Here is a 14581-nt window from a genome sequence, read left to right as displayed (position 1 = left end):
ACTTAAGAATAGCTCTTCCATTTATAGTTTATTTACTTGATAATCTATTTATTGTGTTACTTCACGATTTCTTTTTGGCTTGCCGCGAAATCCTTCAATCTATTTACAGCCACGACTAAAGCATAAACCGATGCCGCTGTAATATCCTCATGAATTCCTGCCCCCCAGTAAATCTCTCCGTGATGGGAAATCCCGATTTGCGCACAGGCTTCAGCAGAGGAATCCTTACCTAAAGAATGCTGCTCATAAACCTCCAATGCATAATCAATATCAAAATAGGCTTTTAATGCATTGCTGATGGCATCCAGACTTCCGGCACCTTCTCCATACATTTCAATCTGTTCATTATCTTTCCGTACGGTTAAAGTAACTTCCTGCCCTGTCCCTTTATGGAAATGATAGTCTACCAATTCGAAATATGGATGATATTCAATATAATTCTCTCTAAAGACCTGATAGATTTCCGCAGATGAAAGCTCTTTGCTTGTTTCATCAGATACTTTTTTCGTTGCATAGCCCATTGCTTCATTCATTTTATATGGCAGCTTGATTCCATAATTCGTTTCAAGCATATAACCAATTCCGCCTTTTCCAGACTGGCTGTTAATCCGGATAACATCGGTTTGATAATTCCTTCCAATATCCTGAGGATCAACCGGAATATATGGTACATCCCACTTTTCTGTATTCGTTTCCTGACGATATTTCATCCCTTTGGAAATCGCATCCTGATGAGAACCGGAAAAGGCTGTAAAAACAAGATCACCTGAATATGGATGTCTTTCATGCACTTCGGTTCTAGTTAACTGCTCATACTTCTTACGAATCGCATTCATCTGACTGAAATCCAATTCAGGATCGAATCCTTGAGAATACATATTCATCGCTAAAGTAATCAAATCTACATTTCCTGTCCGTTCACCGATACCAAATAGAGTACCCTCTACTCGTTCCGCACCTGCCAGAACACCGAATTCTGCATCACTCACTCCACTTCCACGGTCATTGTGCGGGTGAATAGATAGAGTGACCCCATCTCGGTATGACAGATTTTTATGAATGTACTCGATTTGGCTGGCAAAAATATGTGGCATCGCAATTTCAACAGTTGTTGGTATATTAATGATTGCTTTATGGTCAGGTGTCGGCTTCCAAATATCCAACACACTATTACAAATATCCAACGCATATTCTACCTCTGTTCCAGGAAAGCTTTCCGGGCTATATTGGAAATAAAAATTCCCCTCTGTTTGTTCAGCCAGCTCTTTTACTAAAATCGCTCCATTAACTGCAATTTGTTTAATTTCTTCCTGCGATTTTCTAAATACCTGTCTACGCTGTGCTTCTGAAGTTGAATTATATAAATGCACAATAGCTCTCGGTGCTCCCTTAATTGCTTCAAAGGTCCGGCGGATAATATGCTCCCTCGCCTGCGTAATTACCATAATTGTTACATCATCGGGTATCATATTATTATCAATCAGAGTCCGCAGCAGCTTAAATTCTGTATCTGAAGCAGCTGGAAAAGCAACCTCGATTTCTTTAAATCCGATATCTACTAATAGCTGAAACATCTCAAGCTTTTCTTCTAAATTCATTGGAATCGGCAATGCCTGATTTCCATCCCTCAGGTCCACGCTGCACCATGTCGGAGCTTTCTCTATCGTTTCTTTCTTCACCCAGTCATAAGACAATGTTGGCGGCATAAAATATTGCTTTCCGTATTTTTGATGATTAAACATGATACATTCCTCCTCAGATTAAGTTAAAAATAAAAAAGCCTCTCCTCTCCAGCAATTTACTTTGCTTGGAGACGAAAGACTTATTCTTACGCGGTACCACCCCGGTTTCATGATAAACCAATATTATCATGCACTTATCCAGATACAGACAATTATGCCTTATATCCTTCCCGTGTAACGGCGGGGTTCCGTCCTTAATTACTGTAACAAATTCATTTCACTAAGGCTGCTCTAAGGTGAGTTCCCTGCTTTCCTGCTGTTGCTTCTCATCAGCCAGCAACTTTCTGAAAACACTTCAGCAAGTACTATTCCTTATCTTCGCATTGCAACTTTTTATATTTTCACTATCTTATCAGATTTATCAGAGAATTGGAAGAGGAAATTTAAAATTATTTTTTTACTGCTTGTAATTTAAAGTGGAAATGCATGATTCGTACTTTTTGTATTGATTTATCACATCATGATATTTCCAAACTTTATCTATTTCAAGTATTGTTTAACGTCTTCTATAGTTTCAAATTCATCTATATGATCTATTATGGTTTCCAGCGTGCTTATTTCCTGTTCGTGCACCTTTTTCTTTACATCTTCTGCAGGTGGAGCTACAAACTTTGTGATTAATCGAATGGTGGTATTGGCTATACCTTCTGCTTTCCCTTCCTCTTTCCCTTCATTTCGAAAAATCTCTGCTAAAGTCATTGCCAATTCGCTCCCTTCTTGATAAGTGTTTTCTATATGGTTGATTAAATCATAATATTGTTTTTTGGTAAGATGACGATGGGCACGGAAGATATAATAAAACAATGTTTCAAGGTACTCTGTTGCCATTTTCTGATCCTGTAATTGCCGCAAATAATCAATGGATCGATAAATCGTATTCAATATGACTGTATATCACTATTACCGATATCCCGAAACACCATCAGTATGATTCGCAGGAACACATTTAATTGCTTATCTTCATCGTCGTAAGCAGATACCTCGTATATAAAGAATTCATGATCAGGAACGAGTTTCTGCAGTTCCTGAGGAAAATCCCGGTACCCTTCCAAAAGATTACTGAACGAAGCTCCGACATACCAATCCGTATTGCCATGATACAAAACAATCGGCATGATGATCGGCAGCCTCTTTTCTTCTTTATTATCCCGCTTGGTTTCCCATATCTCCGCCATATACCGCAGTAACTGCAGAGCAGTATAGTAATCATGATAGCTTTTATGCTCGAACAGAAAATATACATAAGCGTTTTTTTGATGAATTTTCGTCTGGAATATCAAATCGGAGAAATATTCTTGGAGGTCGTGACTGACAAAGCTATCTTTTTGGGGGCTGAATGGATGTTACATCAATGGTATTATGTACAGAAGGCGGTAAGAAGTGGGTAATAAAATCTTTAGCAACGTCCACATTTGAAAATGTTTCTTTAAAAATTTTGTCATGCGGGTTTTGAATCTGCAAAATTACCGAGTCCTTTCATCATTGGAGTTTGATGACTTATTCAAATGTATGATCTATCTCTAGATTAACATAGGATTCTGATAAAAACAAACGTATGTTCTATAATTATTTTTATCTTCCTTTTTTCCCCGCTCTTTTAGCAATCCTGGATGTTTTCATTAATTATATCCTGATGAAAGAGGAAAAGGCTATGGAAAGAAAATACTAGAATTAACTCTAAAAGAGGCGAAAGAAAACAATTTAAATCGTGTTCTCATTAACTGTGATGATTCAAATCTTGCTTCTGCCAGAGTAATTGAGGAAAATAATGGTACGCTAGAAAATAAAATAGTGGATAATAGTGATGGAGAACTTGTCCGAAGATATTGGATTAATCTTTAATTATACTTGCTGTCAAAATAAAAAGGTTAGTCATACTTTAACAACAGGATATGACTAACCTTTTTCTACAACTGTCTACTTCGCTTAATTTTTACCTTTTCTAATTTGTTTCTCAATATTACGCAGAGCTTTTTTAGACCCCCGCTCCAAATCATGCTGCATTTTCCGGGAACTATATTCCTCGAATAAAGCATCCAAGTTATAGCCTTCCGGGTATAAATTTTCCCCTTTAATATCTAGTGCAACCCGCTTTACATTCGTAGTGATCAGCTTATTTTTATAAAAAACAGCTACATTATTTTGTGAATCTATCCCTTTATAGATAATCCCAAAATCATCATATTCCAATAACTTCACGCGGTCCCCTTTTTCATATCCGGTAAATACTTCTGATTTCTGCTTAACAGGTTTAGGTTTCCTGATTTTATTTTTATCAATACGTTGTAAATCATATTCTTTATTATTCATATAATCCTTCGCTCTTTGAAGGACCTGCTCTCTCATATTCATTTTTTGAGAAATCCATAAAGCATTACTTTCGCCTGATTTCCCTAAAATCAATTTATATAGCGGCTCCAATGTTTCGCTATTAAACTGCATTGCAGCATTCATAAAGTCCGGATGTCTTTCTGAGAAGCGTTTTATTTCCCCATAATGCGTTGTAGCTACGGTAATACAGCCCATATGATAAAATTCTTCTAAAATAGAAATAGCAAGCGCCGCTCCCTCATTAGGCTCTGTCCCGCTCCCGATTTCATCAAAGAGCACTAAAGAGCGATTATTAGCCCGCTGCATAATACCTGCTATATTCTGCATGTGGGAAGAAAAGGTACTTAATGCATTTTCAATACTTTGATTATCGCCAATATCCACAAAAATACTTTCAAATAAGCTGATTTCTGTTTCTTTATTGGCTGTGATATGAAAACCTGACATCACAGATAATGTTAAGAGCCCAATCGTTTTTAACACAACGGTTTTGCCTCCAGCATTAGGCCCGGTGATAATTAAGCTCCGGAAATCTTCTCCTATTTCAAAATTCAAAGGCACTGCGTCACCTGTCAATAGCGGATGTTTACAATCGACCAGTTTAATAAAGCCATAATCATTTAATTTCGGCTCTATCCCATCTATCTGTTTACTAAATTTGGCTTTGGCAAATACCATGTCATATTGACCAATCAATTCCATATTTATTTTAAGCTCATAAATATTTTCTAAAATCATTCCTGATAAGGTTGCTAAAATCTGATATTCTTCCATCTGCTCTTCTGCCTTTTGTACAGCCAATTCATTGTTTAATTTGCTGACAGCAGCAGGTTCAATAAAAACCGTTGATCCTTTGGAGGAAGTATCTACAATCGCCCCATCGACATGATGCTTATAAGCAGCTTTAATTGGAATCGTGTAACGATCATCTTTTTTACTGATAAAAGCCTCTTGAATATATTTTTTATTCGCACTGCTTTTCAAAAATCGATTTAACCGTTCTTCCATCTTCGACTCAACAGCTTGTATATTATTTCGAATTCGTTTTAATTCTTTACTTGCTGCTGAATCAATTCGATTTCCTTTTATTGAAAAATCGATTTCCTCTTCAATGCTTTGAAAGATGGTCATTGAATTTGCATAGGAAGCTATAACAGGTGCTATAAATTCTTTATCAAGCATATATTTTTTGATTTTCCGGCAGCCCCGAAGAAAATCAGATACATTTACTAAATCATCTGGCTGTAAAATGATGCCCTTTTCAAGGTTTTTCAGGATATGTTCAATGCTTGAAACACCCAGGAAGGGAACACGGCTATTTGTATTCAGTACTGCAACCGCTTCTGTCGTTTCATTCAACCGTTCTTTCACAATATTGATATTTGAACTGGGTTTTAATTTATCCATTAACTGCTTTCCCAGCCCACTGATACAATAAGATCTGATAATTTGTTTTAATTCGTTATATTGTAATTTTTCATAGGTTATCTCATTCATTTTTTTGCTCTCCTCGTATTATAGTCGTTGAAGTAATCAAATTGCTCTTCCGATTAAAAGAGACTGTATGAATGAAGATACCTGCTCATTAGATTTCAATGTGCATCTTCTTATCCATTTCAAATAGAAATCTTCTCAAATAAAAAAAGCCGCAGGGATACCGCAGCTTTTTGACCATAATAATCCACCCCTGTCGTGTACATCTATTTAAAATAACAGACAAAACAACTGGACAATACTATTATGGATAGGTGCTTATAAGTTCAGCAGGTATCTTCATAGGGAGAAATAAATACACAGCAAATAAAAGGCCAATTAGACCTAATTATTCCCATATTTATTTCGTTTTAAATTATCCTATATAGAACCTACTACAATACTCACACAGCACACTCCTTATTTATTTGAATATCATTGAAATCTAATCTATGTAAAACAGTATACAACAGGATAACCTGACATGTAAATAGGCTTCATCTTCAAACCTAAAAGCGTTCCCTTACAATTTTATATTTGATAAGGAAACGCCCTGATAACAATTTTAAAAAGCAATGCTTTCTTGAAGATATCTATTTAATGGAAATGACGATAACATCTCCATTATTTGAATCTACTTCAATAATTGTACCCTCTATTTCATTATCAATGGCATGAATAACTACATTCATATCAATTTCGCTGCTATAGTGTACAGAAGCTGGAATTTTATCCATTAAGTTACTTCCTAACTTAAGCATTGTTTTCACCATTTTAATAGGAATCTTCACATGGACATCCTCTCTAGTGGCTGATTCAATATCAATTCGGAGGCTTTTTTTCAAATAATCTGCTGTGTTGTTTGACTTCGGCTCTGTTTTTAGTGCTTCAATTAATTGGCTCGCTTCATCCACATCTAAATTCCCTTGCTTAACAGACTCAATAATTTTGCGAATATCTTCTCTCATTCTTCATCCCCTCTTTTCTTTTGTAATAATTCAATTGCTTCATCTGTATTGATTTCTCCATTTTCAAACATCGTAATAATCCGGGATTTGTTTTGTGGTTCTGTTTTTTCTCTTTTCCTATGTCCAAGCTTTGCAATAATATCATTCAATTTACCGCGGACAGTCGGGTAGGAAACTCCCAGCTCTTTTTCAACTTCTTTGATGTTTCCTCTGCTCAAAAGAAATACTTCAATAAAATGCAGCTGTTCTTCATTCAATGTGGAAAATTTCGAGAATTCGAAGTGGTTTTCTATGGTGGTATGGCAATTCGAGCATTCCAGCCGGGTCGCATGTAATGTGTGGTTACAGGTTGGGCAAGTTTGAATCATTGGATAGGGCATATGCTATTCTCCTCTCTATAGCTAAAAGAATATCACATCAAATTAATATAATCAATCAAATAGTTAAAAATATTAATAATTAGGTTGAAATAATTAATATATTCTTCGTCTTTAATTAATTTTCCATTAAAAACAAAAGAGACTACGCTTCATCATAGTCTCTTTCTGATCTATATGCTTATTTCTAAGCTTCTTCTGTTTTCACAATACGTCTCTCAGCTCTATATAGTGAGCCATAACAAAGAATACATAAAACAGCTACAACAATTACTAAGGAAATACTTACTGTCCATGAGAAATTTTCTGCTGCAATCGGCATTACAAAATTTGCACTTAATTCTCCAAGAATATAGCCTGCCAGACCAACAAATCCTACTGCAGCTCCTGAAGATCGTGAGGATACAAAATTCAGCGTCATAATATTAATAATAAGCTGCGGACCGTAAATTGTAGTTCCTAATACTGCCACAATAATTAATATGCCTACAAAGCTATCAACAATAATATAGAAGAAAACAGCAGAACCACAGATCAGCATGGATATACTTCCAACCATGGATTGCTTATTTGGCCATTTAATTGCCAGCCATGCAAAGAATAATGATCCAGGAATTGCCAGCCATTCCAATACAGATATTGCTGCTTGTACCTGGAAGACAGTAAACATCTTGTCTCCTCCTAAATAGGCAGGCATCCAGTTTAAAATTCCAAATCGTAAAAAGTAAAGAAGTGCGTTAACAAGCGCAATCATAAGAAGTACCCTGCTTGTTAATACTTCTTGTCTTAAAATCTTCCAATATGTATCTCCCTCTACATGTTTTGCTTTAGGCTGACCAGCCTCTCCAAACATTTCTTTCAAGCTCGGTAAGCCTTCTGACTCTGGGCGATCTCCCCCATACTTGTAAAAGAAAAAACAACATACTAGCACTACTAAGCCGGGAACCCAGAAAGCAACTGCCAAATTCGAAGGTCCTGCTAATGCTAATAATCCGGCAATAACGATTGGCAATAGTGCAGCTCCCAGATTTTGTGCCGTATTCCAAACAGCTACGCGAGATCCTCTTAAATGGTTATTGTACCAGGCACCTATCATAGATAAAGTCGCTGGAGCTGTTGCTCCTTGAGCTAACCCTAAAATCAGCATCAAGATAAACATCAAGACAATACTTTCAACAAATCCCATCATAATAGCTGCAACTGCACTAATGGCAAGTGATATAGCAAAAACCCGGTTGAGCTTAAATTGATCAACCACCATCCCCATAACAAATTTCCCTGATCCATAGGTAATCGTAAATGCAGTCAAAATAAACCCAACTTCTGTTAAAGACCAATCATTCGCAATTCTTAACTCTTCACTCAACAGCTTAAAATTATTTCGAACTAAATAACAAGAAATGTAGCCAAAATATGTAACTAGAAAAACAATTTTTCTTCGGGCAAGATATTCTGCAAATCCAGGTGTCTTTTCTCCCAGTCCGTGCTTAGCCGACATAAAAAAACCTCCTCTTAACTCTTTCAAATAGATTTCCAGCAAAGAAAGGGGTTTCATTTAAATATTATTCCTTTCTTTCTTATGAAAGCTTATCGTAAAGCTGTATATAGAAACTATCAGCAAAACTCTGATTTTTTATCAGAAAAAGGAGACTACTTTGTCAGAAAATATCCTACAAACTGGAGAAAGACAGTAAAAGTATCCATTGCCCCTGCCCTGTTGACAAAAATCAACTATGCTATATTATGGTTACTGTCTAAACACCTTATAATTAAAAGCTGGGAGATATTTATGAAAATATCACGTATATTATTGTTTCTAATTATTTCTATTTTGTTTATTAGCTCTGGCTGTCAGCCGAAGCAAGCTGCTTATGATATTGATTTTTCTAAGTCAGAAATAGATTATGAAGGTGCACAGGATAATGGTCCTCCTCCCATTCGAATAGCAATTTCCAGCGTGCTCTCTCCTACAGAGACAGTGAAGAACTATCGTGAAATCGCCTCCTTTATTGGAGAGCAGCTCGATAGACCTGCTATTGTGATTCAACGCAGGAGCTATAATGAAATTAATAATTTAATGGTAAATGGCGGTGCAGATATTGCTTTATTTCCGACGGGTGCCTATATTAACTATGGCTTACATGATAATTTAGAAGGCGTAGCCATGCAGGAAAGACTTGGTAGTTCTTATTACTACGGATATATTGTTGCCAAGGAGGATAGCAGTATAGAAAGCCTGGAAGATTTAAAAGGAAAGGATATTGCCTTTTTTGATCCAACGAGTTATTCAGGTTATACCTTTGTTAAAGAAAAATTAGCATCATGGGATGAAACGCCTGACAGCTTTTTTAAAAGTCATCTTTTTACATACAGTCATGAAGGTTCGATTAATGCTGTAAAAAATAATGTAGTGGATGCGGCAGCTGTTCACTCTCTTTCCTATGAAAACATGGAGCTTACCGATTCAGATTTAACAAAAGATTTAAAAATTATTTCCCAATCAGAAGCGATGGGTACTGGTCCTGTTCTGGTCCGAAGTGATTTACCGGATAAAGAGAAAGAAATTATTACGGATAGCTTTCTGAATATGACAGATGATTCATCCATGAAGCAAGCATTAGAAGGATTATATATTGATCGTTTCATTCCATTTGATCCAAATCTCTATCCAACATCTGGTGACTCACATGATTAAATTAAATATACGTCAAAAAATATTTATAACCATTCTCGCTTCCTTATTTTCGCTCGCTATTCTATTAGGATGGATTATTTGGGATTCTTTGACAAATATGATGAGAGAGGATTTAATCAACCGCGGAAACAATATTGCTATACATATTTCAGAAACCAGTTCGGATTATATTTTATTCGATGATAACTACGCCGTTCATCAATTAATTACGGAAACCTATGAGCTAAATGAAGATGTCCGTTATATTATGGTTTTGGATAGTAATAGTGCTGTGTATGAACACACTTTTTCTGATTTTCTTCCAAAAGGTATTATAAATGCTCATTCGGATTATAACGAAAATACCTCCAATGCAAAAACTATCTCCTCTGATGAAGGTGCAATTCAAGATATTATCGTTCCTATTGAAGATGGTGAGGTAGGTTATGCCCGGGTCGGAATGTCTGAAAAGCAGGCTAATCAGTATATTTTTTCTAAAATGACTGAACTATTAATCGTTACATTAATCGTTGCGCTGTTCGCAACAGGAGTTGCTTATTTTATTTCAAGAAGAATTACCAGCCCTATTCAGCGTTTGGTAGATGTTGCTTCCGGAATTTCTGCCGGTGACTTATCGCTGCGGGTTAAAAGTATTAAAAACGATGAAGTAGGAGAGCTTGCAAGCACATTTAATGCGATGGCTGATAACTTAATTAATTCAAATAATCAAATAGACACGCTGTTAAAACAACTGCAGGAAAAAGAGAAGCTTCGCAGCAAATTAATTTTACAATTATTATCTGTACAGGAGGATGAACGGAGAAGGATTTCCCGGGAGCTTCATGATGAAACAAGCCAGGCACTTACTTCTCTAATGGTTACGATGCGTGTCCTAGCTAATGAAGCAAAGGATGAGGAGCAGCAGCAACTGCTTTTCACAAGCAGAGATATTGCAGCAGACATCTTACGGCAAATCCGTGACCTGGCTGTCGATTTACGTCCTCCAATACTGGATAATATGGGAGTAGTATCAGCTATAAAAAAATACATTAAAGATTTTAAAGAAAAATACGATGTCGATGTATCATTCTATACATCGGTTACGGAAATTACTGACTTAGATGAAAATGTTGCTTTAGCAATTTACAGAATTGTTCAGGAGAGCCTTAATAACGTAATAAAACATACCGAAGCTACTAGAATTAAGGTTGGTTTAATTCTGGAGGATAACAATATCAAATTGACGGTGAGTGATAATGGACAAGGTATTAAAGAAGCTGATTTCATGAAAGCTCAAGCACAAAACCGGATTGGCATTCATGGTATGAAAGAACGGGTAGAAGTTCAAAACGGATCTTTTACTATACTGACAAATCAGCTTGGCGGGACCAAAATCATCGTTTCATTGCCGTTAATACAGAAAGGCAGGTTATCATGATGGCGCATGGAGAGCAAAACAAAATTAATATTGTACTGGTTGATGATCATGCCATACTCATCTCCGGACTAAAGCTGTTACTTCAAAAACGGGAACCTTTTCAAGTAGCCGGGGTTGCAGAAAATGGAGAAAAAGCGATTGAGCTATATGAAAAGCTGAAACCTCATTTGATGATTTTAGATATTTCATTACCGGATATGAATGGATTAGAAGTATTAAAGCATATTAAACAAATAGATGAAAATGCAAAAATTATTGTACTGACAATGTATGAAGATGAGGAATACATTTCGCTTATTATGGAGGCCGGCGCTTCAGGCTATATCCCAAAAGCAGCTGTAGATGAAGAACTGTATACAGCGATTGATACTGTTATGGAAGGTTATATCTACCTGCGGCCAAAAGAAGTAACTTCTATCATGAAATTCAAACAAACAGAGGGCAGCGCATTTAAATTATATGCATCGCTGAGCCCCCGCGAAAAAGAGATATTGCAATTAATTGTAAAAGGACATTCGTTAACGGAAATCGCTGAAGAGTTAATTATCAGTATTAAAACCGTAGATACGCATAAAACAAGAATTTTTCATAAACTGAATATTAACAAGAAAAGTGAGCTAGTGGAATTTGCATTAAAAAATAATTTATTTAATCTTTCATCCTAATAAAATACAAACATAATTATTTAGCGTTCTTACATTCCATTTTATAGAGCTGTTATTCTTGAGACAAATTATTTTAACCTGTCTCGGAATAACGGCTTATTTTTCATATTTCATGCTAACGCATCAAATGCTGTTTCCAGCACCCTTTCAATAAATGCTGTTTTCCCAAGTGTATATGCCTCTCTGCTTGCTGCTGTTTTGGCTAACCTTCTTTTGAGTTTTGCATACTCATCAGCTGTTCCAGGATGCTCTCTGAGATAATTACGAAAAGCTAAATGCCTGGTTAATTCTTTACTGTCTTTTGAACAAACATACAGATGATGCTCCATCCAGCTTCTTTTATCTTTTTTCCAGGGCACCTCGTTATCTCTCCTGCCAAAGGCCTCCCTTTCTTCAATTCCTTTATCTCCTTCATGAAAATAGCCCAGCTCTTTTAGGCGTGCTGTGACCTCTAGAAAAACATGATAACTTTCAATAATAATATCAATATCTAGAATAGGCTTTGCAGCCAGTCCATTTACAGATGTACTGCCTACATGTTCAATCCCTAATACAATATCACCTATTTGTTGATTTAATACACTTTTCAACTCCAGGAAAGTTTCTCCCCACCCTGTACAATGAGCAGCAATTTCTATCTTTCTTTCCAATAAGCTCCCCTACTATTTCCAATACTTTCGTTAATTCACTATATCATTTTCTGTACAAATATTAGTAATTTTTCTGCCTATAGTTAAAACCAGAACTTTATAACTGGTAATTCGACAGTTATATATAATACAGAAATCAAATGTTTTACAAATACCTTATAGGGGTATAGTATTTATAAGTGAAAGGAGTAGATTAAAATGCATGAACAACATAATCATCACATGACGCATCAATCTAATCACGAGCACCATCATGGGAATCACGGTTCTCATTCTCATCAGCATCACCATGAACATATGATTGCTGATTTTAAAAAGAGGTTCTATATTTCACTTATATTAGCCCTGCCGATTATTCTGCTTTCAGCTATGATCCAGTCTTTCTTTAATTACTCACTATCTTTTGCTGGAGATCACTGGGTAGAATTAATACTGGCGTCTATTATTTTCTTTTATGGCGGCTGGCCTTTCTTAACTGGTGCCATCGATGAATTAAAACAGAAATCTCCAGGGATGATGACTTTAATTGGCTTTGCGATTTCCGTAGCCTATGTTTATAGTGCAGCAACTGTATTCGGCCTCAAGGGGCATGATTTATTCTGGGAATTAGCAACGCTGATTGCCATTATGCTGCTTGGCCACTGGGTGGAAATGCGCTCTGTCAGCAAAGCATCTGATTCTATGGAAGCTTTAGTAGAACTGATGCCACAGGAGGCAACAAAAATAGATAAAGAGGGTAACACTAAGGTTATTTCAGTTTCAGAGCTTAAGAAAGGCGATTATGTTCTTATTAAACCAGGTGAAAAAATACCTGCAGATGGTATCATTATTGATGGAAAATCCTCTGTCGATGAATCGATGCTGACTGGAGAATCAGTTCCTGTTGAAAAACAAATAAAAGATGAAGCTATCGGCGGTTCGATTAACACATCCGGGTCATTAACAATTGAAGTTTCGAAAACAAGTGAAGAAGGTTATCTTTCCCAGGTTGTTCAACTTGTTAAAGAAGCTCAGGAAAGTAAATCAAAAACGCAAAAACTATCCGACCGTGCGGCAAAACTGCTATTTTATGTTGCTGTAGCTGCCGGAATCCTTACATTCATTATTTGGATTTCTCTTGGTTATGGCATGGAAGAAGCAATGACACGAATGGTTACAGTATTAGTTATTTCCTGCCCGCATGCACTCGGGTTAGCAATTCCGTTAGTAGTTGCCCGTTCCACTTATTTATCAGCACAAAACGGACTATTTATCCGAAACCGCGCCAGCTTTGAGGATGCAAGAAAAATTAATACTGTTGTTTTTGATAAAACAGGAACATTAACTAAAGGGAAATTTGCTGTGACGGACATTATTCCAAGCGGTAACACCACAGAAAAAGAGCTCTTACAAAAAGCAGCTTCGATGGAATCTCAGTCTGAGCATCCTATCGCTGCAGGTATTGTTGCTTCTGCCAAACAACAGAATATAAATTTAATAACACCTGAAGAGTTTGATTCGATCACGGGTGCCGGTGTAAAAGCTAAACTGGAAAATGCCCGGCTTTTAGCAGCAAGTCCCGGGTATATGAATAAAAACGATATTCCTTATGACCAGGAGACCTTTAACAAGTTATCCAATGCAGGAAAAACGGTCATTTTTATTCTGGAAGAAGAACAATTTATCGGAATGATTGCACTTGCTGATCAAATCAAGGATTCTTCTAAAGAAGCCGTACGCCGTTTACATGAGCTTGGTATCGAAGCACTAATGCTGACTGGTGATAATGAAACTGTAGCTAATAATGTTGCCAAAGAAATCGGTATTGACAATGTCATTGCAGAGGTGCTCCCAGATCAAAAAGCAGATCAGATTAAACAGCTGCAAGCAAATAAGAAAAGAACTGTCATGACTGGTGATGGAATCAATGACTCTCCAGCTCTAGCTACTGCAGACTTAGGAGTTGCAGTCGGTGCTGGAACAGATGTAGCCATGGAGACAGCAGACATCGTATTGGTCAATAGTAATCCGGCAGACGTCGTTTCTATTATTGAACTTTCCCGCTTAACCTATCGTAAAATGATTCAAAATCTCTGGTGGGCAGCCGGCTATAATATTATTGCTATTCCACTGGCCGCAGGAATTTTAGCCCCTTGGGGTATTCTACTGAACCCTGCAGTCGGTGCAGTATTGATGTCACTCAGTACGATTATCGTGGCTTTCAATGCCAGATTGTTGAAAAGTAAGCAATCCTAAATATAATTTCCATCTTTATCCCGCGTGA

Annotated in this window: 13 protein-coding genes, 1 pseudogene and 1 other annotated feature; of the genes and pseudogenes, 5 read left to right on the top strand and 9 right to left on the bottom strand. The window is 36.7% G+C overall.

The annotated features are described in order from the left end of the window. Positions 1-56 precede the first annotated feature (56 nt). The 4 genes from MKY30_RS14430 to MKY30_RS24170 form a co-directional block, all read right to left on the bottom strand. The gene (locus tag MKY30_RS14430; protein ID WP_147209728.1) at positions 57-1742 is read right to left on the bottom strand and encodes a 2-isopropylmalate synthase; all 1686 of its coding nucleotides are present in this window, start codon (positions 1740-1742) and stop codon (positions 57-59) included. Between the two features lie 64 nt (positions 1743-1806). After that, positions 1807-2070, bottom strand: a binding site (T-box leader). Between the two features lie 152 nt (positions 2071-2222). Then, positions 2223-2624 carry a hypothetical protein gene (locus MKY30_RS14425; RefSeq protein ID WP_341084426.1) on the bottom strand — a complete coding sequence of 134 codons (402 nt, stop codon included), beginning with the start codon at positions 2622-2624 and terminating at the stop codon, positions 2223-2225. After that, a complete protein-coding gene (locus tag MKY30_RS14420) occupies positions 2621-3022 on the bottom strand; it encodes an Rpn family recombination-promoting nuclease/putative transposase (protein ID WP_341084425.1) in 402 nt (133 codons plus the stop codon). The genes MKY30_RS14425 and MKY30_RS14420 overlap by 4 nt, the downstream gene beginning before the upstream one ends. Positions 3023-3059: 37 nt before the next feature. After that, a complete protein-coding gene (locus MKY30_RS24170) occupies positions 3060-3203 on the bottom strand; it encodes an Rpn family recombination-promoting nuclease/putative transposase (RefSeq protein WP_445667719.1) in 144 nt (47 codons plus the stop codon). Between the two features lie 174 nt (positions 3204-3377). Here MKY30_RS24170 and MKY30_RS24165 point away from each other — a divergent pair. Further along, positions 3378-3584: pseudogene (locus MKY30_RS24165) on the top strand (GNAT family N-acetyltransferase); the annotation flags it as partial. 84 nt (positions 3585-3668) lie between these two features. Here MKY30_RS24165 and MKY30_RS14415 read toward each other — a convergent pair. The 4 genes from MKY30_RS14415 to MKY30_RS14400 form a co-directional block, all read right to left on the bottom strand. After that, a complete protein-coding gene (locus MKY30_RS14415; RefSeq protein ID WP_341084424.1) occupies positions 3669-5570 on the bottom strand; it encodes an endonuclease MutS2 in 1902 nt (633 codons plus the stop codon). A gap of 569 nt (positions 5571-6139) precedes the next feature. Continuing rightward, positions 6140-6514, bottom strand: a complete 375-nt coding sequence (locus MKY30_RS14410) for an SHOCT-like domain-containing protein (protein ID WP_339285465.1) — start codon at positions 6512-6514, stop codon at positions 6140-6142. Continuing rightward, on the bottom strand, positions 6511-6894 hold the full coding sequence (locus tag MKY30_RS14405) for a DUF2089 domain-containing protein (protein ID WP_147209731.1): 384 nt from the start codon (positions 6892-6894) through the stop codon (positions 6511-6513). The genes MKY30_RS14410 and MKY30_RS14405 overlap by 4 nt, the downstream gene beginning before the upstream one ends. 184 nt (positions 6895-7078) lie before the next feature. Next, complete coding sequence (locus MKY30_RS14400; RefSeq protein WP_186813577.1) at positions 7079-8389, bottom strand: MFS transporter; 1311 nt, start codon at positions 8387-8389, stop codon at positions 7079-7081. 291 nt (positions 8390-8680) lie between these two features. On the opposite strand from MKY30_RS14400, the gene MKY30_RS14395 reads away from it, so the two are divergent. Genes MKY30_RS14395 through MKY30_RS14385 form a run of 3 tightly spaced genes read left to right on the top strand, consistent with a single transcriptional unit; the run spans position 8681 to position 11668 of the window. Beyond that, on the top strand, positions 8681-9586 hold the full coding sequence (locus tag MKY30_RS14395; protein ID WP_147209941.1) for a substrate-binding domain-containing protein: 906 nt from the start codon (positions 8681-8683) through the stop codon (positions 9584-9586). After that, positions 9579-11003 carry a sensor histidine kinase gene (locus MKY30_RS14390; protein ID WP_341084422.1) on the top strand — a complete coding sequence of 475 codons (1425 nt, stop codon included), beginning with the start codon at positions 9579-9581 and terminating at the stop codon, positions 11001-11003. The genes MKY30_RS14395 and MKY30_RS14390 overlap by 8 nt, the downstream gene beginning before the upstream one ends. Next, positions 11000-11668: a response regulator transcription factor gene (locus MKY30_RS14385; RefSeq protein ID WP_339285460.1), complete on the top strand. Its 669-nt coding sequence runs from the start codon at positions 11000-11002 to the stop codon at positions 11666-11668. The genes MKY30_RS14390 and MKY30_RS14385 overlap by 4 nt, the downstream gene beginning before the upstream one ends. Positions 11669-11778: 110 nt before the next feature. Here MKY30_RS14385 and MKY30_RS14380 read toward each other — a convergent pair whose 3' ends face one another. Next, the gene (locus MKY30_RS14380; protein WP_156987230.1) at positions 11779-12318 is read right to left on the bottom strand and encodes a GrpB family protein; all 540 of its coding nucleotides are present in this window, start codon (positions 12316-12318) and stop codon (positions 11779-11781) included. A gap of 198 nt (positions 12319-12516) precedes the next feature. Between MKY30_RS14380 and MKY30_RS14375 the strand changes: the two genes are divergently transcribed. Then, complete coding sequence (locus MKY30_RS14375) at positions 12517-14553, top strand: copper-translocating P-type ATPase (RefSeq protein WP_445667718.1); 2037 nt, start codon at positions 12517-12519, stop codon at positions 14551-14553. Positions 14554-14581 lie beyond the last annotated feature (28 nt).

Origin of the sequence: Oceanobacillus sp. FSL W8-0428, assembly GCF_038004405.1 — a bacterium.
Classification (GTDB): domain Bacteria; phylum Bacillota; class Bacilli; order Bacillales; family Amphibacillaceae; genus Oceanobacillus; species Oceanobacillus sojae.
This window is presented reverse-complemented; position numbering and strand designations above follow the sequence as displayed.